The sequence below is a fragment of the Bradyrhizobium sp. UFLA01-814 genome (assembly GCF_046718885.1).
GTDB classification, from domain to species: Bacteria; Pseudomonadota; Alphaproteobacteria; order Rhizobiales; family Xanthobacteraceae; genus Bradyrhizobium; species Bradyrhizobium elkanii.
Window position 1 is genome coordinate 40705 of sequence record NZ_JAQOSR010000015.1, and the last position, 18815, is coordinate 59519.

Below are 18815 nucleotides of genomic sequence, written 5' to 3' on the forward strand. Positions count from 1 at the left end.
GAGACCAATGACCTTCGACCACGACATCAAGGCGACCGTTCGCACCATCCCGGACTACCCGAAGAAGGGCATCCTGTTTCGCGACATCACGACGCTGCTCGCGGATGCGAGGGCCTTCCGCCGCGCGGTCGACGAGCTGGTGCATCCCTGGGCGGGGGCGAAGGTCGACAAGGTTGCGGGCATCGAGGCCCGCGGCTTCATCCTCGGCGGCGCGGTGGCGCATCAGCTTTCCGCCGGCTTCGTGCCGATCCGCAAGAAGGGCAAGCTTCCGCACACCACGGTGCGGATCGCGTACTCGCTGGAATACGGCATCGACGAGATGGAGATGCATGCCGACGCCGTGCAGCCGGGCGAGCGCGTGATCCTGGTCGACGATCTGATCGCGACCGGCGGCACTGCGGAGGGCGCGGTGAAGCTGCTGCGCCAGATCGGCGCCAATGTGGTCGCGGCCTGCTTCATCGTCGACCTCCCCGATCTCGGCGGCGCCGCCAAGCTGCGCGCGATGGACGTTCCGGTGCGCACGCTGATGGCGTTCGAGGGGCATTAGCGCCACTCTCTCCACATAGTCGTCCCGGCGAAGGCCGGGACCCATAACCACCAATAGTGGTTATGAAGACCGCTGCAGCCCCAGCCTTCACCAAACGCACTGCGGTGGTTATGGGTCCCGCCTCGCGCTTCGCTTGGCCGGGACGACAGTTACGACCTCTGCAACTGCACGCTCAATTCAAGATCGCGGAACGTGGTGTAATTCCGCCGGATCCATTGATGCAGCTCGGTCGATGAATCCTTTTCCTGGCGCAGATAGCCGGTGAAGGAGAAGTTCAACCGGTCGATATAGGTCTTCAGGAACACCGGCAGCGCGCGGAAGCGCAGCACCCGGCTGGCGGTCATGGCAGGCGGCAACTCGCCGCGCACCACGAACTCGTTATCGATGACGATCAGCGCATTCGGCGGGATCATGCCGCGCAGTGTCTGGTAGGCGCGCACCGAGGCGCGGTCGGTATCGGCGACGTACAGGATCACCGGTGCGACGCGGCGGCGCAGCGCCTCCTTCATCAGCCCGATCTCGTCGCACATTCTGAAGAATTCGTCGAAGGCGTGGTAGCCGAGGTCGATCACCTTGCCGATGCCGTCATTGGCGATGACGCGGTCCATCAGCTGCATCTTGCCGTAGGTGTCGATCACGTCAGCGGTTTCGGTGATCCGCGGCAGGTAGTCGAGCAGCGACGGCTCCTTCAGATTGATGTCGTAGCAGACCACGTCGCCGTTCTTGAGCAACAGGAATTCGCCGAGCAGCCGCGCGATCAGCGTCTTGCCGACCTGCGGGCGGGGCGAGCAGATGATGTAAACGGGCGTGGACGACATCGCCCGCTATATCAGGCCAAATTTTCGCCTAATCCAGCCCCATCAAGGTCGAAGGTCTGACTATTTTTCGCCTTTGGCCGACTTGGCGCCGACCAAGTCGGTCAGCTTGATCCGGTCGAACTCGCTCCAGACATTGGCGAGCCAGTGCCGGACATAGCCGCGCAGCACGAAGGAGTAGTTCGCGGCCTCGTCTTCCTTGCCCTTGTTGGCGACGAATTTCAGGAACGGAACCGAGGAAACCTCAACCTGCTCATACGCCATTTCGTTGAGCTTCGGGATCGTGAGGTCGGTCGCATCCTTGATGCGGTGGAAGTAGGAGTTGTAGGTCGCCTGGTCCCATTGGAAGAACTGGGTGTCGTTGATGAAGTTCTTCACCAGGAAATACTTCGCGCCGCTCATGAAGTTGGCGGTTTCGGCGATCTCGTCCAGCGAGGCGATCGACGGGCCGAGGATATGGAACACGGCGAAGGTGATCTGGCCGGAGCGCGCCGCGTCGAGGAAGCCGATATCGCGCAGCGAGGCCAGCGCGGGCGACAACAGGCCGGCGCGGACGTCGATCACGGTGACCGAGGGCCCCGAGTTCAGCGTATCGAAGATCTTCATCTGGTCCGCGGTCGTCGTCATGTCGACGATCTCGGTGATGTCAGGATGGAAGCGCTTCAGCGTGCCGCGCGGCGATTCGGTGTCGAACGCCCGGGTCTGCACGTTATTGGCACTGAAATAGTCCAGGAGCGTCCGCGAGACGGTGGTCTTGCCGACCCCGCCCTTGTCGGCGCCCACCACGATCACAACCGGCTTTGCCATGGAAGTCCCTTAAAGCGCGCTCCCGACCGCGATGGCGATCGGCAAGTCCCCACACTGCTTTGGGCGCGAACATGGCAGAAACGAGGGAGAATTCAATTCCTTAAGGCGCCCACGATGGGTTTGGTGGGAATTTCCTTAATGGACTGAGTAGGCTAGGGCGCGATTAGCGGTGTCGTCCCCAAGGGCCTGGAGAGGACCCAATGGTCCCTGCGTGGGGTTGTTGCCCGGCAGCGCTGGCGGATTGTTCGCCGGTGCACGCGGCTTGTCGCCCCACGGGCCATGGGTGACCGGCGGAGGCTGGTCGCCCGCCGCGGATGGCTCATCCTGCGGCTCCGTCTCGTCCGGCAGCGCCAGCGGTCCGGGATCGTGGCCGCCGGCGTATTTCACCAGGGCATCGACTCGGGACTTCACCGAGGGATGGGTGGCGAACAGGTCGGCAAACCCCTCGCGCGGATTGTCGACGCAGAGTTCCATCACGGCCGAGGTGGCGTCCGGCAGTTCGCCGCGGTTCTCGATCTTGCGCAGCGCCGAGATCATCGCGTCGGGGTTCTTGGTCAGCTCCACCGATCCGGCATCGGCGAGGAATTCGCGCGAGCGCGACAGCGCGAGCTTGACCACTTGCGACAGCAGCCAGGCCAGCACGATCAACGCGACCGCGATGATGATCACGACGATCGCGCCGCCGCCCGAGCCCTTGCTGTCGCGGTCCGAGGAGGATGACGAGGAGCGAGAGGATGAAGACGACCAGCCGCCTCCGCCGCCGCTCGAATTCCACGACAGGTTTGTGAACAGGCGGAAGAACAGCTCGCCGAAGAAGCCGACCACGCCGGCGATGATCACGGCGATCACCATCAGCTGTACGTCGCCGTTCTTGATATGGGTGAGCTCGTGGCCGAGCACGGCCTCGATCTCCTTGTCGTTCAGCGCGTTCAACAGGCCGGTGGTGACCGTGATGGCGTATTGGCTCCGGTTCAATCCGGTCGCGAACGCATTCAGCGCCGGGCTGTCCATCACCTTCAGCTTCGGCATCGGGATGCCGCGCGAGATGCAGAGATTTTCCAGCAGGTTGTAGAGCCGCGGCTCTTGCTGCCGCGTCACGCTCTCGCCGCCGGTGACGGCGTCGATCATCTTCTGGTGGAAGAAATAGGCGATCACGATCCAGGCCACCGCCGCGATCGTCGCCCACGGCAAGGCCGAGACCAGGTCGCGCGAGGCCCGCGTCAGGTAATAGTCGACGGTGCGGCCGCTATCGATCATCACCTCCGCGACCAGCGCGCCGGCATAGACCAGCACGTAGATCAGCAGGAACAGGCCGGCAAGCAGCAGCATCGAACGAAACTTGTTCGATGCGATATGCGTGTAGAGACCATAGGCGGCCATGACGGAGCAGCCTCTCGCCGGCGCGCGTTGCGCCTCAGAACTTCACGCTGGGCGCCGCCTCGACCTCCGTGCGGCTGGCGCCGAGGTCGAAGAAATCCTTGCGGGTGAAGCCGAACATGCCGGCGAACAGCGCGGCCGGCATCTGCTGGATGCCGGTGTTGTATTCCTGGACCGCGTTGTTGAAGAAGCGGCGGCTGGCGGCGATCTTGTTCTCGAGATCGGAAAGCTCGGAGGCGAGCTGCTGGAAGTTGGCGTTGGCCTTGAGGTCCGGATAGGCCTCCGACAGCGCGATCAGCCGGCCGAGCGCGCCGGAGAGCTGGTTCTCCGCCGCCGAGACCTGGGCCGGACCCTGCGCCGACATCGCCGAATTGCGCGCCTTGATGACGTCGTCGAGCGTGCCGCGCTCATGTGCGGCGTAGCCCTTCACCGTCTCGACCAGATTCGGGATCAGGTCGTGGCGCTGCTTGAGTTGCACGTCGATGTCGGCAAAGGCCTGTCCGACCCGCTGGCTGAGCGCCACGAGGCGGTTGTAGGCGCCGAACGCAAACAGCACGAGAAGCACGATGACGCCGATAACGATCCAGCTGGTCGACATGACGGGGCAGCTCCTGATGGACGAGACGGCGGCACCGTAGCCCAAGATCGGGGCGCAGGGCAGCCCGCCGCGGAAAGGTGGGCAAGCGTTAGTCGAAGGTTGGCCGACATCGGTTCAACATATTCCGTCGTCCCGGCGAAAGCCGGGACCCATACGCCGCGGCCCGCGGAAGGGGCACAAGCGGCGACGGCTTCACTCACAACAAACCTCGGTGGTTATATGTCCCGGCTTTCGCCGGGACGACGAGATACCGCATCGCCCCAGCGCCAGCGCCGGGCGCTTGCGTATTCGGCCCTGGAGCGACGCGGGATCCTCGCAACCGATACGCCCTCGGGCGTGCACAGCTTGGCCGCAACCTCGACCTTGCCGACGTCCGGCTGCGCCAGCACGCGCGATGGCCTGTTCTCAACGCGCGCGCGGCTCAGCGCGACATAGGCGAAGCGCTCGTCCTCAAACGGAACGTCGGCGCCCTTGACCTGCTTGTGCGCGCGGGAGCGCTGCAGGCGCTGCGAGAAGTGGCACCAGTCCGGCGCGACCAGCGGACAGCCGCCGTCATGCGGGCAGGGTGCCACGACATGCGCCCCGGCGGCGATCAGGCGTGCGCGCAATGCGATGATCCGCGCATAGCCGGCGGGCGTGCCGGGCTCGACGACCAGCAGCGTGTCGCCGGTCTTCGCCCACAGCGCATCGGCCAGTGCCGCGCGCTCGGCTTCGCTCAATTCGCCGATCATGTAGCTGGCGACGACGAGGTCGGCAGCTTCGGCCTTGTCGAGCAGCGCACGCGCCTGGCCGAGTTCGTAGCTGGTGTCGTGCAGGCGAATGCTGCCGTGAAACAGCTCCTCGGCCAATGACCGCAGCGCGCTGTTGGCGTCGAGCAGGCTGAATTCCCGCAGCGACGTGAACGCCTCCGCAGCGGCCCAGGTCGCGGTGCCCGGACCGGCACCGACATCGAGCAGGCGTGCCGGCGCGAAGTCCGGCCTGATCTCCGTCAGCGCATTGAGGCTCGCCACCACGGCGGCATAGGTCGCCGGCATCCGCGCCAACGCATAGGCCAGCGCATCGGTCGCGGTCCTGATCGTCGAGGAGCCGCCGCCTTCGCGATAGGTCTGCGAGATCACCGCCGCGCGGCCGGCGGCGTCGCTGCGCGACAGGCCTTCGAGGCGGGCGTTGAGGGCTGCTCTGAGTTCGGCGGGGAGATCGGGCGAAGTCATGTGACGGACTATCCCACGTCATTGCGAGCGGAGCGAAGCAATCCATAGCGCCGCGTGCTGAGGTATGGATTGCTTCGTCGCTATCGCTCCTCGCAATGACGATGCGTAGGCGCAGGTATCACGAAATGACGTCGACGCGCAGGTGCTACGCCTACGCCACGTTCTGGTCGAGGATGTCCACCGCGCCCTGCAGGTCGACCGACACCAGCTGCGACACGCCGCGCTCGGCCATGGTGACGCCGAACAGCCGGTTCATCCGCGCCATCGTGATCGGATTGTGCGTGATGATGATGAAGCGTGTCTCGGTCGAGCCGGTCATCTCGTTCAGCAGGGTGCAGAACCGTTCGACGTTGTGGTCGTCGAGCGGCGCGTCGACCTCGTCCAGCACGCAGATCGGCGACGGGTTGGTCAGGAACACCGCGAAGATCAGCGCGAGCGCCGTCAGCGCCTGCTCACCGCCCGAGAGCAGCGAGAGCGTCTGCGGCTTCTTGCCGGGCGGCTTGGCGATGATCTCGAGGCCGGCCTCGAGCGGATCGTCGCTCTCGATCAGATGCAGTGCGGCCTCGCCGCCGCCGAACAGCTCGGTGAACAGCCGCTTGAAGTGGTTGTTGACGGTCTCGAACGAGGTCAGCAGGCGCTCGCGTGCTTCGCGGTTGAGGCTCTGGATGCCCTGCCGCAGCCGCTTGATCGCTTCGACGAGATCGTCGCGTTCGGTTGTCAGCGCGGTGTGCTGGGTCTCGACTTCCTTGAGCTCTTCCTCGGCGCGCAAATTGACGGCGCCAAGCCGCTCGCGGTCGCGGCGCAGTTTTTCGAGCTCTTCCTCGACCTGCGCGACCGGCGGCAGCTCCTGCCCGGGCTCGATCTCGGCCATGCCGACGACCGCGCTGGGCTCGACCTCGAGCATGTCGTGGATCTCGCGCTCGATGTCGGAGAGGCGGCGGCGGGTGCCTTCCATGCGCTCCTCGGCGCGCGCGGTGGCTTCGCGGGACGAGGAGAGCGCTTCGAGCGAGGCCTTGGCGAGGCGATCGGTTTCCGCCATCGCGGCTTCCGCGGTCGCCAGCGCGTCGGCGGCGATGCGGCGATCGCCCTCGGCGTGCTCGATCTCCGTGATCAGCGCGCTGCGCTTCTCGGCGAACACTTCCGGCGCATTGGCGAGTTCCTCGCGCTCGGCCGACACTTCGGCGATGCGCGCCTCGACGGTCTCGACCTGCGAAGCGGCGCTGGTCTTGCGGTTCTGCCACTCATTGCGCTCGGCAACGATCGCCTGCACGCGGCGGTCGGCGAGCTCGGCCTCGCGGGCGAGCGCCTGCGCCTCGGCGCGGACTTGCGCCGCGGCACGGCGCTGATTGTCGATCTCGGCGCGAACCGCCGCGAGCTGGGCCTCGGTCTCGACGCCCGGCGGCAGTTCGGCGAGCGCGGCAGCCGCGCTCTCATGCGCGGCTTCGGCCTCGGCGCGGTCGGCGGCGACGCGGCTGTGCGCCTCGGTCAGCGCCGATTTGCGCGCCGCGTGGCGGTTGATCTCGCGCTCGGTGGCGGCATGGCGTTCGCGCGCGGCGTCGGCCTCGCGGCGGGTGGCGCGCACGGCTTCGCGCGAGGCGCCCTCGGCGGCGGACGCCGAGCGCAATTCTTCTTCGGCCGTCTCCAGCGCCTGGCGCTTGGCGGCGGCGTCGATGCGGGCCTGTTCCAGCTCGTGCTCGATGTCGACCAGGCGGGCGCGCTCGGCGAGGCGGCGGGCGGCGCCGGTCGGCGCATGCGCGTCGGCGACAAAGCCGTCCCAGCGCCAGACGTCGCCTTCGAGCGACACCAGCCGCTGGCCGGTCTTCAGCTGCGACACCAGCGCGGCGCCGCGTTCCTTGGCGATGACGCCGATCTGGGCCAGGCGGCGTGCCAGTTCCGGCGGCGCCTGGACATGGTCGGCCAGCCGCTCGACGCCATCGGGTAGCGCCGGATCTTCGCCGGCCACGCCGATATTGGTCCAGCGCATCGGCGCGGAGGAATCCACCGGCGCATCGAGGTCGTCGCCGAGCACCGCGCCGATCGCCTTCTCATAGCCCTTGGCGACGGTGATGCCGTCGATGATCGGCGGCCACAGGTTCTTGGTCTCGCTGGTGACGAGCTTGGAGATGGTGCGGGCTTCGGTCTCCAGCCGCTGCACGCGCTTCTCGGCTTCGGTGAGCGGATTGCGCGAGGCTTCCAGCGTCTGCCGCGCGGCGGCGTGATGCGCCTCGCTGGTCTGCACGGCGGCCTCGGACTCGGCAAGCGTCTGCTGCGCCATCTCCATGGCGGCGGCGAGCGCGTCGATGTCGCCGAGATTGCCGGTCTCCTGCGCGAGCTTGGTTTCCTCGGCCTGGACGTTGGCGATCTCCTGATCGAGCCGGGCCAGCCGCTCGCGATGCGTACGCACGCCGGCTTCGAGCTGGTTACGCTTGGCGGTGAGATCGGCGAGCTGCGTGGTCAGCTCGGAGAACTGACGCTCGGTCGCGGCCAGAATCTCCTCGGCCTCGGCGACGCGCTCGTCGACGCCGGAGCGCTTCTCGACGCGCGACTTGATCTCTTCCTTGAGCTCGGCGTCTTCGGTGTCGAGCCGCTGCAGCGCGATGTCGGCATCCGAAGTCTGCTGCTGCTCGCGCGCGATGTCCTGGGCGAACTGGGTGAGGCGGCGATCGAGCTCGCCGACGCGCTCCTTGGCGCGCTGCTCCTCGCGGTCGAGCATCTCGCGCGCGTTGGTCAGGCGCTGCAGGCCGGCGGCGGCGCGCGCTTCGGCATCGCGCAGCGCCGGCAATTCGGCGGCGCGGATCGCCTGGATGCGGGCGGATTCGGCCTGCTCGCGGGTGCGCTCGGCCATCTCGCGCACGGAGATATCATGGGTCTGCGCGGCGTCGTTGACGTCGGCATTGGCCTCGATCCAGCGCAGATGGAACAGCATCGCCTCGGACTTACGCACCTTGGCCGCGACTTCGCGGTAGCGGATCGCCTGGCGCGCCTGCTTCTTCAGGCCTTCCATCTGGCCGGTGAGCTGGCCGATCACGTCCTCGACGCGGGTGAGATTGGTTTCGGCCGCCTTGAGCCGCAGTTCCGCCTCGTGACGGCGGGCATGCAGGCCCGCCACGCCGGCGGCGTCTTCCAGCACGCGGCGGCGCTGCTCGGGCTTGGCCTGGATGATCTCGCCGATCTTGCCCTGGTGGACCAGCGCCGGCGAACGCGCGCCGGTGGCGGCGTCGGCGAACAGGATCTGCACGTCGCGGGCGCGGACGTCGCGGCCGTTGATGCGGTAGACCGAGCCGGCCTCGCGCTCGATGCGGCGAGAGATTTCCAAGTGCTGGCTGTCGTTCACCGCGGCCGGCGCCGAGCGATCGGAATTGTCGATCGTCATCACGACTTCGGCGTGGTTGCGCGCCGGACGGTTGCCCGAACCGGCGAAGATCACCGCATCCATGTCGGCGGCACGCAGCGACTTGTGCGAGGTCTCACCCATCGCCCAGCGCAGCGCTTCGACGAGATTGGATTTGCCGCAGCCGTTCGGTCCGACGACGCCGGTCAGGCCCGGCTCGATCATGAAATCGGTGGGTTCAACGAACGACTTGAAACCGTGCAGGCGGAGGCGCGTGAGCTTCATGTACACAAATCTCGTTTGGCCGGGCGCGAATCTCCCTGCCGTGACAATACCATGGAAGGCAATGTCGGTGTGTGGGTGAGTTGCTGCGTGCAGCTCTCATGAGCGGCGACAATGGCGATGCCCGTGCGTCAGGGCAACCGCTTGACCAAGCTTTTCCCAAGGGATTTGCAGGGGTTTTGTGGCCTCTGCATGTCCTCGGAGATTCGCATCACGCGAATCAGGTTTTCAACAACGAAATAATGCGACGGCCGCATGCCGTGATCGCAAATCATCCACAATTATCGTGCCCCGACTCAAAAGCGGGGCACGACGACGTCAGGCTCAACGACGCGCAATCAGCTCTTCAGCAGCGGATCGATGTGCTTGCTGAACTCCTCGAACGAGGTCTCGCCCTTCAGCATTTCGCCGTTGACGAAGAAGGTCGGCGTCGAGTTCACCTTCAGCACCTCGTTGGCGTATTTCTGGTCGGCCGCGATCTTGTCGAGCAGCTTCTGATCCTTCAGGCAGTCCTCGACCTGCTGCTGGGTGAGGCCGGCCTGCTTGCCGATCCGCGTCAGTGTCTCGGTGGTGTTCTTCACCACCCAGTCGTTCTGCTGGCGGAACAACAGGTCGATCACGGCAAAATACTTCGGCGCGTCGTCCTTGGCGATACAGCGCGCCAGCATCGAGCCGGCGGCGGCCTTGATGTCGAGCGGGAATTCGCGGAACACGTAGCGGACCTTGCCGGGGTCGATGTAGGTCGACTTGATCTTCGGGAACACGGTCTCGTTGAAATTGGCGCAGTGCGGGCAGGTCATCGAGGCGTATTCGACGATCGTCACCTTGGCGTCCTGCGGGCCGAGCCCCATGTCCGGCAGCGACTGAGGCTTGGCGACCTCGGCGGCGGTCTGCGCGAACGCGTCGGTGATCAGGCGCAGCGGCGACAGGCCGGCGAGGGCGGCAAGCCCGGTCAGCGAGAGAGCGGTGGTGAAAGCGCGGCGCGTGATGATCAAGGTCAGCTCCCGGATTGGCGCATTCACGCCACAATGAAGGGGTCCCGAAAAGGAAGCCTTCGCTAGCTTGAAACGGCCATTGTGGCAATGCCGCGGTCTCGCGGCCGGCCTGCCGAAAAGCGTCAATTTCGCTTGATCAAGGCACCCAAACGGGCCAGCGCCGCGCGCAGATCGTCGTCCTCGACGGCCGCAAGGTTGGCCGCCTCCCGGGCCACGGTTTTGGCGTCCGGCGGGCGCGGCCGGACCGGCCGGCTGCGGCGCGAGAGTGGCGCCTGCCGGATGGTCAGGCGGCCGACCGCGTGCCAGCCGAAGAAGCGGTTCACCCGTTCCAGGATGACGTCGGAGGAGTGCTGAATCTCCAGCGCCATCGGGCCTTCGACCCGCAGCACCAGTGTCGCCGGCTCCTGCGGCTGCCCCTCCACCGGTCGCGGCCACTGCATCTTCAGCGGCTCGCAATAGGCAGCAATCCGCTCGCCCGCGATCTCGGTCCAGCGCGTCACCAGTTCGCGCGCGGCAAAGCCCTGCTTGGCGTAGGCGTCGGTGAAGACGTCGCTGAGCAGGATCGACAGGGGCTTTGCGCTGATCGGACCGGGTTTGGACATCAGGGGGTTATAGGACAGCCGTCGGTCCTGGACAAAGAAAGACGTGGATGCCCGGGTCAAGCCCGGGCATGACGCGGCGGGATTTGCCTTAAGATACGTCCATGAGTTCTCGTGCAGCCGCCAAAGCCAAGTCGACCGAAGACGCCGCCGACCGCCCGGCGCGGCTGCTCGCCTGGTATGACCGGCATCGCCGGACGCTGCCGTGGCGCGCGGCCGCGGGGGAGCGGGCCGATCCGTACCGTGTGTGGTTGTCGGAGATCATGCTGCAGCAGACCACAGTGCGGGCGGTCGGGCCGTATTTCGAGAAATTCGTGTCACGCTGGCCCGACGTGACGGCGCTCGGGCGTGCCTCGCTCGACGACGTCTTAAGGATGTGGGCCGGGCTAGGCTATTATTCGCGGGCGCGCAATTTGCACGCCTGCGCGGTCGCGGTGATGGGCGACCACAGCGGTGTGTTTCCGGACACCGAGGACGGCCTGCGCGCGCTGCCCGGCATCGGGCCGTACACCGCGGCCGCGATCGCCGCTATCGCCTTCGACCGCCGCACGATGCCGGTCGACGGCAACATCGAGCGCGTGGTCAGTCGGCTCTACGCCATCGAGGAGGCGCTGCCGCAGGCCAAGCCGCTGATCAAGGAGATGGCGGCGACATTGCTCGGCCCGTCCCGCGCCGGCGACAGTGCCCAGGCGCTGATGGATTTGGGCGCCACGATCTGCACGCCGAAGAAGCCGGCCTGCGCATTGTGTCCGCTGAATGACGACTGCGCGGCGCGCACGCGCGGCGACCAGGAAACGTTCCCGCGCAAGGCACCGAAGAAGAGCGGCACCTTGCGCCGCGGCGCGGCTTTCGTGGTGACGCGGGGCGGCGAACTCCTGGTGCGCTCGCGCGCGGAAAAAGGCCTGCTCGGTGGCATGACCGAGGTGCCGGGATCGCAATGGCTTGCCGGGCAGGACGACGCGGCGGCACTGGCCCAGGCGCCGGAACTGAAGGGCGTCACGCGCTGGCACCGCAAGGCGGGCGTCGTCAGCCACGTGTTCACGCACTTCCCGCTTGAGCTCGTCGTCTACACCGCCAGCGTTCCGCCGCGGAGCCGCGCGCCGGATGGCATGCGCTGGGTGCCGGTGGCGACGCTGGACGGCGAGGCGTTTCCGAACGTGATACGCAAGGTCATCGCGCATGGGCTCGATCTCTGACGATGACAGCCTGCTGACACCATGTTGGCAGCAGGGCTTCGCTATCACTTCCGCCACAACGGAGGCCCGCCATGATCGCAACCGCGCTCGACCACATCCCGATGCCATCAGTCGCAAAATTGCTCGGCTGGCGTCTCGTTGACGCACGTCCGCACGAGGGCTGGATCAAAATGGCCTTCGACGGCAAGCAGGAGTTTTGCAATCCGGCCGGCTTCATCCAGGGCGGCATGCTCTCGGCAATGCTCGACGACACGATGGGGCCGGCGGTGTTTGTGATGACCGAGGGCCGGCTCTTCACCACGACCATCACGATGACCGTGAATTTTCTCGCGCCGGCAAAGCCCGGACCGATCACCGGCGAGGCGACGGTGACCCAGCTCGGCAAGACCATCGCCTTTGTCGAGGGAAGGCTGACTTCAGCCGACGGCACGCTGCTCGCGACCGCGAGCAGCAGCATCCGCCTGGTGGAAGCTGCGCGGGCGTTACGGTAATGCCGCGCGAAACTTAGATCCGTCACCCTGAGGTACGAGCGGAGCGAGCCTCGAAGGGGCGACGGCCACCATCCAGGCCGTCCATGCTTCGAGACGCGCGTTCCGCGCTCCTCAGCATGACGGAATAGATCCTCGCTTAGTCCATGCCGCGCTCGCTTTGGCAAATCCGTCATGCTGAGGTGCTCGCGTAGCGAGCCTCGAAGCATGCACGGCCACCGGCCGGGCCGTGCACCCTTCGAGACGCCGCTTCGCGGCTCCTCAGGGTGACGGTGATAGATCGTGCGCCGCGCTACAACTCAAGCCCGCCCGCTGCACGATCGGCGGCTTGGCGTTCAGTCCCTCGACCTGGAAGCCGGCGACGCGCTTGTAGTTGGCGGCGATGTCTTCCAGCTCCTGCTGCGACAGCACGTCGGTGACGACCTTGAAGCCGTCAGGCGCGCGCTCCTCGACCAGCTGCATCACCTGCTCCGGGCCGTTGCGGCGGTTCAGCATCACGAGGTCCGTGGTCGCGGGCCGCCGTTCGGCCTCATAGGCCGCGAGCGCCGCCTGCGTCGGGCCATGCGCCAGAATCTCGCGCGTCAGCACGCGCGCATCCAAAATCGCCTGCGAGGCGCCGTTGGAGCCGATCGGATACATCGGATGCGCGGCGTCGCCCATCAGCGTGATGCGGCCGAAGGTCCATTGCGGGATCGGATCGCGATCGACCAGCGGATATTCGTAGGCATGCGGGCAGTTCCGGATCAGGCCGGGGACATCGAGCCAGTCGAAATTCCAGCTCTCGAACCACGGTAGGAACTCGTCGAGCTTGGCGGTCCGGTTGTAGTCTTCGCGGCGCCATTGATAGGTCGGCGGCATGTGCCGCTCGGCGACCCAGTTGATGTCGAACTTGCCGTCGGGGCCTGCCTCCTTCGAGATCGGGTAGCAGACGAATTTCAGGATCTCGTGGCCGGCCATGATCATGGTGCGGCCGGTCAGGAAGGCATCGCCACGGGTGATGCCGCGCCATAGGATGCGGCCGTTCCAGATTGGCGGCCCCTCCTGCGGATAGAGCTTCTCGCGCACCGCCGAATGGATGCCGTCGGCGGCGATCAGCACCGCGCCGTCATAGCTGCCGGCGGGCTTGCCGGTGGCGCGGTCGATGAAATCGGCGCGGACGCCGTCGGCGGTCTCGGTCCAGCCGGTGAGGTGATGGCTGGTGAGGATGTTCTGAGCTCCCAGCCGTTCGGTTGCAGCGTCGAGCAGCAGCTGTTGCAGCCGGCCGCGATGGATCGAGAACTGCGGCCATTTGTAGCCGGCCTCGAGCCCGCGCGGCTCGCTCCAGATCGGCTTGCCGTGTTTGGAGAAATAAGCGAGCTCGCGCGTGCGCACCGCAGAAGCGTCGAGCACATCGTGCAGGCCGAGTTCGATCAGTTCGCGCACCGCATGCGGCAGCACGTTGATGCCGACGCCGAGCGGCCTCAACTCGGGCACGCTCTCGAAGATGCGGGCCCGCACGCCGATCTGGTGCAGGCTGAGCGCCAGCGTCAGCCCGCCAATTCCGCCACCTGCAATGAGCACAGTCATGAAAAATCCCTCAATTGGCATGGTCATCGCACGACGGCACCGCCGTGGGCAAGGTCCGCGGCGCGCGCGGGGTGGACGGCCGATGGCGCTGCCGTTAACCTCCGCGCCGTCAAAACAAGAACCAGAGCCGGGTTCGCAACGAACCGACAACGCTCGGAGAGGACTGCAACATGCTCAAGCTCTATTTTGCTCCCGGCACCTGCGCGCTGGCGTCCCACATCGCGCTGGCCGAGGCCGGCGCGCCCTACACGACCGAGAAGATCGACTTCAAGACCAACCAGCAGAACAGCCCGGAATACCTGAAGATCAATCCGAAGGGCCGCGTGCCGACGCTGGTGACCGATCGCGGCGTGCTGACCGAGACGCCGGCGATGCTGGCCTACATCGCGCAGAGCTTTCCGCAGGCGAAGCTCGCGCCCGACGACGCCTTCGAATTCGCCACGCTGCAGGCCTTCAACTCCTATCTGTGCTCGACGGTGCATATCTGCCACGCCCACAAGATGCGCGGTGCGCGCTGGGCGACGCAGGAGACGTCGTTCGCCGACATGAAGGCGATGGTCCCGAAGACCATGGGCGCCTGCTTCAACCTGATCGAGCGCGACATGCTGAAGGGCCCGTGGGTGATGGGCGAGACCTACACCGTCGGCGATGCCTATCTCTACACGCTGACCCTGTGGCTCGACGGCGATGGGGTCGACATCACAACGCTGCCCAAGGTGAAGGCGCATCGCGCGGCGATGGAGAGCCGCCCGGCGGTGCAGAAGGTGCTGGCCGAGCAGAAGACGTAAGGCCCAAAAATTCGGTGTCGTCTCGGGCAAGCGCAGCGCGACCCGGGACCCATAACCACCAACGATCGTTGTTACGCGACGTTGGGGCCGCAGCTCACTCTCACAACGCAACCCTGTGGTTATGGGTCCCGGCTTTCGCCGGGACGACGGGGGATAGAGCGCGCCGCTATGCCTTCCTTCCCTCCAGCTCGCGTCCCGTCTCCAGCATCAGCTTGCGCAGCCAGATCGAGCCCGGATCCATCTGCGCCCGTGTCGGATAGAACATGTGCTGCTCGTCGATCCCTGGATCGAGCGGCGGCGTCACCGTCATCAGCGACAATTGCTTCGACAGCGCCGAGATCAGCCGGCGCGGCACGAAGGCGACGAGGTCGGTGCGTGCGGTGACGTGCAGCGCCTCGATATAGCCCGGCACCACCAGCGCGATCCGCCGCTCGATGCCCTTGGCGCGCAGCCAGGTGTCGATCAGGTCCTCGTTCTGGCCGCGGATGATCACGGCGACATGGCGGGCGGCGAGGAATGCTTCGCGCTTCTTCAGCTTCGTGCCGGCGGGGTGGCCGCGCCGGACCGCGAGCGCATCGCTGTCGGTGTAGAGCCGCTGCCGGTGAAAGCCCTTGAAGGAGTCGCCGATCGAGATCACGAGATCGATGGTGCGGGCGAATTCGGGCGTGAAGATCGCAGGTCCCCGCCACGGCACCACGTCGATAGTGACGTTCGGCGCGATCAGCGTCACTTTCTCCATCAGCGGCGGCATCAGGAGCTCGACCGCGAGGTCGGGCATCATCAGGCGAAAGTGCCGGTCGCTGCGCGCGGCGTCGAAATCGTCGGAGACGAACAGCGCGCGCACCTGGTCGAGCGCATGGGCCAGCGGCGAGCGCAGCGCCTGCGCCCGTGGCGTCAGCTCCATCCGCGCGCCGTTGCGCACCAAAAGCGGATCGCCGATCAGGTCGCGCAGCCGCTGCAGCGCGTGGCTGGTCGCCGGCTGCGACAGATTGAGCCGCATCGCGGCGCGGCTGACATTGGCTTCGCGCAGCAGGGCGTCGAGCGCGACCAGCAGATTGAGGTCAAGCGAATTCAAATTCATCAGGTGAATATATATCATACTTCCTATCGATTGGAAGAATGCGCGCAGGCGCCGCAGGATCGGGGGCAAGGCGTTTTCACGCGAGCCGAAGACCCGCCTCGCGTGAGGAGACGCCTGAAATCAGGCTCTATCAATCGCAAGGAGACGCGCCATGAGCGCAGCCGACAACAAGAAACTGGTGCAGGAGATGTTCGTGATCGCGGGCAGTCCCGATCCTGCGGTGCGCGAGAACTCGCTGTTCATGGCAACACTTGCCGACGACGCGATCTGGACCGTGACCGGGCAATATTCCTGGTCGCGCACCTTCACCGGCAAGCAATCGATCATCAACGATCTGCACGGCCATGTCCGCTCGAAGCTGGCCGAGCGCGGCCGCACCGTCGCCCATCGCATCCTCGCCGACGGCGACATCGTCGTGGTCGAGGCCAAGGGCGACAACCTCACCAAGCAAGGCCAGCGCTACGACAACGACTATTGCCTGGTGTTCCGCTTCGACGGCGGCCGGATCAAGGAGGTGCGGGAATATTGCGACTCGGTTCTGACCGAGAAGGCGCTCGGCGCGTTTCCCGCGTAGCGGTGCCCCGCTAACGGGCGGCACAAACGAAGACGGCGCCCGTCCGGGCGCCGTCGTCTTGCCGTCGTGTGGATCGGCTTACGCCACCTTGGACTTGAGGTGGCCGAACATGATGTCGCGGGCCGCGTCGTCCATCTCGGCCTTGAAGGTGTGCTTGTCCTTCAGCGCGATCGCGCGTGCCGCCGCCGGCCGCGCGGAGATCTCGTCGACCAGCCGCTTGACATTCGGATATTTGGCGTAGCCTTCCTCGCCGAGGACAAACGGCGCCATCCGCGCCCAGCCCCAGAACGCCATGTCGACGATCGTGTAGCTGTCGCCGACCATGTAGCGCTGTTTCGCCAGGTGATTGTCGAGGATCTTGTAATGGCGGTGCGCCTCGTACTGGTAGCGGTTGTTGGCGTAGTCGAGATCCTTCGGCGCGAAGTGCTTGAAGTGCACGGCCTGGCCGGAATAGGGGCCGAGGCCGGTCGCGATGAACATCAGCCAGGACAGCGTCGCGGCGCGGTTGGCCGGCGTATTGGCGGGCAGGAACTTGCCGTGCTCCTCGGCGAGGTAGAGCAGGATCGCGTTCGAATCGAACACCAGCACGCCGTCATCGTCGATCGCCGGCACCTTGCCGTTCGGGTTGACCTTCAGGAATTCCGGCGCGAACTGCTCGCCCTTGCGGGTGTCGACCGGGATCGCCTCGAACGGCAGGCCGGACTCTTCCAGGAACAGCGCGACCTTGTTCGGGTTCGGCGCGCCGTTGAAATAGAATTTGATCATGAAGGGACTCCCTTGGTTCTTGTAACCGGCGAGATCGGGACGCGGCGGGGAAGGCCGCAGACGATCCCCTCATGCGCAAATTTCGCTGCGCTGCGCAAGCGACGAGTTTGTGAATCAGGGTCGCGTGGCGCGCTGGTCAGCCTGCCCAGAAGAAGCCCAGGATACCCGCGACGACCAGCGCGATGCCCGCGACGTCCAGCGCGGCGGCCGAGCGGGTCGCAGCACGCAAATGGGAGACCTGCGTCGCGCGTTCTGATCCCCGCGCGTAGCCATGGACGATGATCTCTTCATTGAACTCGCCATGCGCCTCGAGCGCGAGCGTCAGCCCGACGCAGACGAGCAGGATGCCGAAGATGATCAGGCCGAAGAACCCCAGCAGGCCGATCAGCAGCATCGGAAACATGCCGAGCAGGAAAATCGGCAGCAGCGGCACCAGCAGCAAGGTCTCGGATTGTCTTCGCATCGGGCGACCAATCGAAACGGGCAAGTGACGGGGCCGAGTCTAGTCCCGCCGTCGCGGCGCAACAAGGCGGCCCGCATTCAAGACGGCGTCATCTTTCCCGACGTGTCATTTCCCGGTGCGCAATTGCGCATCTGAGGGCGCCGCGAGGCGGCGAGCCCGGAATGACGAGGAAGACTAGTCGGCTTGCCTCAGCCCGCCGCCATCTCGGAGCGGATCTCGGCGCGCAGCTCGTCGATCAGCCGCAGGCCGGTCTTGGTCTCGACGTGCCAGAAGGTCCAGCCGTTGCAGGCGCCCGAGCCCTGCGCGACCGCGCCGATGCGGTGGATCGAGCCGACCTTGTCGCCGAGCATGATGGCGCCGTCGGCGCGCACCAGGGCGCCGTGGCGCTTCTTGGCGTCGACCAGCCTTGCGCCCGGCACGATCATGCCGCGCTCGATCAGTTCGGAGAACGCAACGCGGGGCGCCTCGCGCGCGGTCATGAATGGCGCCAGCGTTGCGTCCGGCAGCGGCTCGATCGCGGCGATGCGTGCCTCGGCGGCGGCGGCATAGGTCTTGTCGCGCTCGAAGCCGATATAGCTGCGGCCGAGGCGCTTGGCGACGGCGCCGGTGGTGCCGGTGCCGTTGAACGGATCGATCACGAGATCGCCGGGCTTCGATGACGACAGCAGCACGCGGGCGAGCAGCTGCTCGGGCTTCTGCGTCGGATGCACCTTCTTGCCGTCGCCGTCCTTGAGGCGCTCCTCGCCGGTGCACAGCGGGATCAGCCAGTCGGAGCGAGCCTGCACGTCCTCATTGGACGCCTTCAGCGCTTCATAGTTGAAGGTGTAGCCCTTGGCCTTCTCGTCGCGCGCGGCCCAGATCATGGTCTCGTGCGCGTTGGTGAAGCGGCGGCCGCGGAAGTTCGGCATCGGATTGGACTTGCGCCACACGATGTCGTTCAGGAGCCAGAAGCCGAGGTCCTGCATGATGGCGCCGACGCGGAAGATATTGTGATAGGAGCCGATCACCCACAGCGTTGCCGACGGCTTCATCACGCGGCGGCAGGCCAGCAGCCAGGCGCGGGTGAAATCGTCATAGGCAGCGAACGACGAGAACTTGTCCCAGTCGTCGTTGACGGCATCGACATGCGACTCATCGGGGCGCTTGAGGTCGCCCTTGAGCTGCAGATTGTAGGGAGGATCCGCGAAGACCAGGTCGACCGAGCCGGCCTGAAGCTTCGACAATTCGGCCACGCAATCGCCAATGACGATGTGGCTCGATGGGGCACTCTCAAATTTAGTGCGGGGCGCCCTTGCAGACGCCCCGCGACGCGACACTACCATGACTCAAGAA

17 protein-coding genes and 1 pseudogene are annotated in these 18815 nt (G+C 66.0%); 5 read left to right on the forward strand and 13 right to left on the reverse strand.

Annotated features, from left to right (window positions below):
• Window positions 1-7: 7 nt before the first annotated feature.
• Entirely contained in the window at window positions 8-547 is a 540-nt protein-coding gene (locus tag PMN64_RS07295) for an adenine phosphoribosyltransferase (RefSeq protein WP_018273383.1), read from the forward strand.
• A gap of 149 nt (window positions 548-696) precedes the next feature.
• Here the strand turns inward: PMN64_RS07295 and PMN64_RS07300 are convergent, their stop codons facing one another.
• The 8 genes and pseudogenes from PMN64_RS07300 to PMN64_RS07335 all read right to left on the reverse strand — a co-directional run bounded on the left by PMN64_RS07300 (window position 697) and on the right by PMN64_RS07335 (window position 10565).
• Window positions 697-1365 carry a hypothetical protein gene (locus tag PMN64_RS07300; protein ID WP_411780218.1) on the reverse strand — a complete coding sequence of 223 codons (669 nt, stop codon included), beginning with the start codon at window positions 1363-1365 and terminating at the stop codon, window positions 697-699.
• 60 nt (window positions 1366-1425) lie between these two features.
• Entirely contained in the window at window positions 1426-2169 is a 744-nt protein-coding gene (locus PMN64_RS07305) for a hypothetical protein (protein WP_028338646.1), read from the reverse strand.
• Between the two features lie 163 nt (window positions 2170-2332).
• Window positions 2333-3549, reverse strand: a pseudogene (locus PMN64_RS07310) (M48 family metalloprotease).
• A 34-nt stretch (window positions 3550-3583) separates the two neighbouring features.
• Window positions 3584-4144 (reverse strand): LemA family protein, encoded by a 561-nt coding sequence (locus PMN64_RS07315; RefSeq protein ID WP_016839704.1) that lies wholly within the window; start codon window positions 4142-4144, stop codon window positions 3584-3586.
• Between the two features lie 215 nt (window positions 4145-4359).
• The gene (locus tag PMN64_RS07320; protein ID WP_411780219.1) at window positions 4360-5355 is read right to left on the reverse strand and encodes a small ribosomal subunit Rsm22 family protein; all 996 of its coding nucleotides are present in this window, start codon (window positions 5353-5355) and stop codon (window positions 4360-4362) included.
• Between the two features lie 151 nt (window positions 5356-5506).
• Window positions 5507-8971 (reverse strand): chromosome segregation protein SMC, encoded by a 3465-nt coding sequence (smc, locus tag PMN64_RS07325; RefSeq protein ID WP_411780220.1) that lies wholly within the window; start codon window positions 8969-8971, stop codon window positions 5507-5509.
• Window positions 8972-9306: 335 nt separating this feature from the next.
• Window positions 9307-9963: a DsbA family protein gene (locus PMN64_RS07330; RefSeq protein WP_028338651.1), complete on the reverse strand. Its 657-nt coding sequence runs from the start codon at window positions 9961-9963 to the stop codon at window positions 9307-9309.
• A gap of 122 nt (window positions 9964-10085) precedes the next feature.
• Window positions 10086-10565 carry a DUF721 domain-containing protein gene (locus PMN64_RS07335; protein ID WP_304496897.1) on the reverse strand — a complete coding sequence of 160 codons (480 nt, stop codon included), beginning with the start codon at window positions 10563-10565 and terminating at the stop codon, window positions 10086-10088.
• A 101-nt stretch (window positions 10566-10666) separates the two neighbouring features.
• Between PMN64_RS07335 and mutY the strand changes: the two genes are divergently transcribed.
• Both mutY and PMN64_RS07345 read left to right on the forward strand, forming a co-directional pair.
• Window positions 10667-11758 (forward strand): A/G-specific adenine glycosylase, encoded by a 1092-nt coding sequence (mutY, locus tag PMN64_RS07340; protein ID WP_411780221.1) that lies wholly within the window; start codon window positions 10667-10669, stop codon window positions 11756-11758.
• 71 nt (window positions 11759-11829) lie between these two features.
• On the forward strand, window positions 11830-12249 hold the full coding sequence (locus tag PMN64_RS07345) for a PaaI family thioesterase (protein ID WP_411780222.1): 420 nt from the start codon (window positions 11830-11832) through the stop codon (window positions 12247-12249).
• 258 nt (window positions 12250-12507) lie between these two features.
• Here PMN64_RS07345 and PMN64_RS07350 read toward each other — a convergent pair whose 3' ends face one another.
• On the reverse strand, window positions 12508-13812 hold the full coding sequence (locus tag PMN64_RS07350; RefSeq protein ID WP_411780223.1) for a flavin-dependent oxidoreductase: 1305 nt from the start codon (window positions 13810-13812) through the stop codon (window positions 12508-12510).
• A 170-nt stretch (window positions 13813-13982) separates the two neighbouring features.
• On the opposite strand from PMN64_RS07350, the gene PMN64_RS07355 reads away from it, so the two are divergent.
• Window positions 13983-14600 carry a glutathione S-transferase family protein gene (locus tag PMN64_RS07355; RefSeq protein WP_304496894.1) on the forward strand — a complete coding sequence of 206 codons (618 nt, stop codon included), beginning with the start codon at window positions 13983-13985 and terminating at the stop codon, window positions 14598-14600.
• Between the two features lie 166 nt (window positions 14601-14766).
• Here PMN64_RS07355 and PMN64_RS07360 read toward each other — a convergent pair whose 3' ends face one another.
• Window positions 14767-15681, reverse strand: a complete 915-nt coding sequence (locus tag PMN64_RS07360) for a LysR family transcriptional regulator (protein ID WP_028342962.1) — start codon at window positions 15679-15681, stop codon at window positions 14767-14769.
• A gap of 151 nt (window positions 15682-15832) precedes the next feature.
• Here PMN64_RS07360 and PMN64_RS07365 point away from each other — a divergent pair, with 151 nt between their 5' ends.
• Entirely contained in the window at window positions 15833-16255 is a 423-nt protein-coding gene (locus tag PMN64_RS07365; protein ID WP_038386050.1) for a nuclear transport factor 2 family protein, read from the forward strand.
• 78 nt (window positions 16256-16333) lie between these two features.
• Here PMN64_RS07365 and PMN64_RS07370 read toward each other — a convergent pair whose 3' ends face one another.
• From PMN64_RS07370 to PMN64_RS07380, 3 genes are all read right to left on the reverse strand, one after another.
• The gene (locus tag PMN64_RS07370) at window positions 16334-17020 is read right to left on the reverse strand and encodes a glutathione S-transferase family protein (protein ID WP_411780224.1); all 687 of its coding nucleotides are present in this window, start codon (window positions 17018-17020) and stop codon (window positions 16334-16336) included.
• A 136-nt stretch (window positions 17021-17156) separates the two neighbouring features.
• Window positions 17157-17453: a hypothetical protein gene (locus PMN64_RS07375; protein WP_304500376.1), complete on the reverse strand. Its 297-nt coding sequence runs from the start codon at window positions 17451-17453 to the stop codon at window positions 17157-17159.
• Between the two features lie 218 nt (window positions 17454-17671).
• A complete protein-coding gene (locus PMN64_RS07380; protein WP_411780225.1) occupies window positions 17672-18805 on the reverse strand; it encodes a site-specific DNA-methyltransferase in 1134 nt (377 codons plus the stop codon).
• Window positions 18806-18815: the final 10 nt, after the last annotated feature.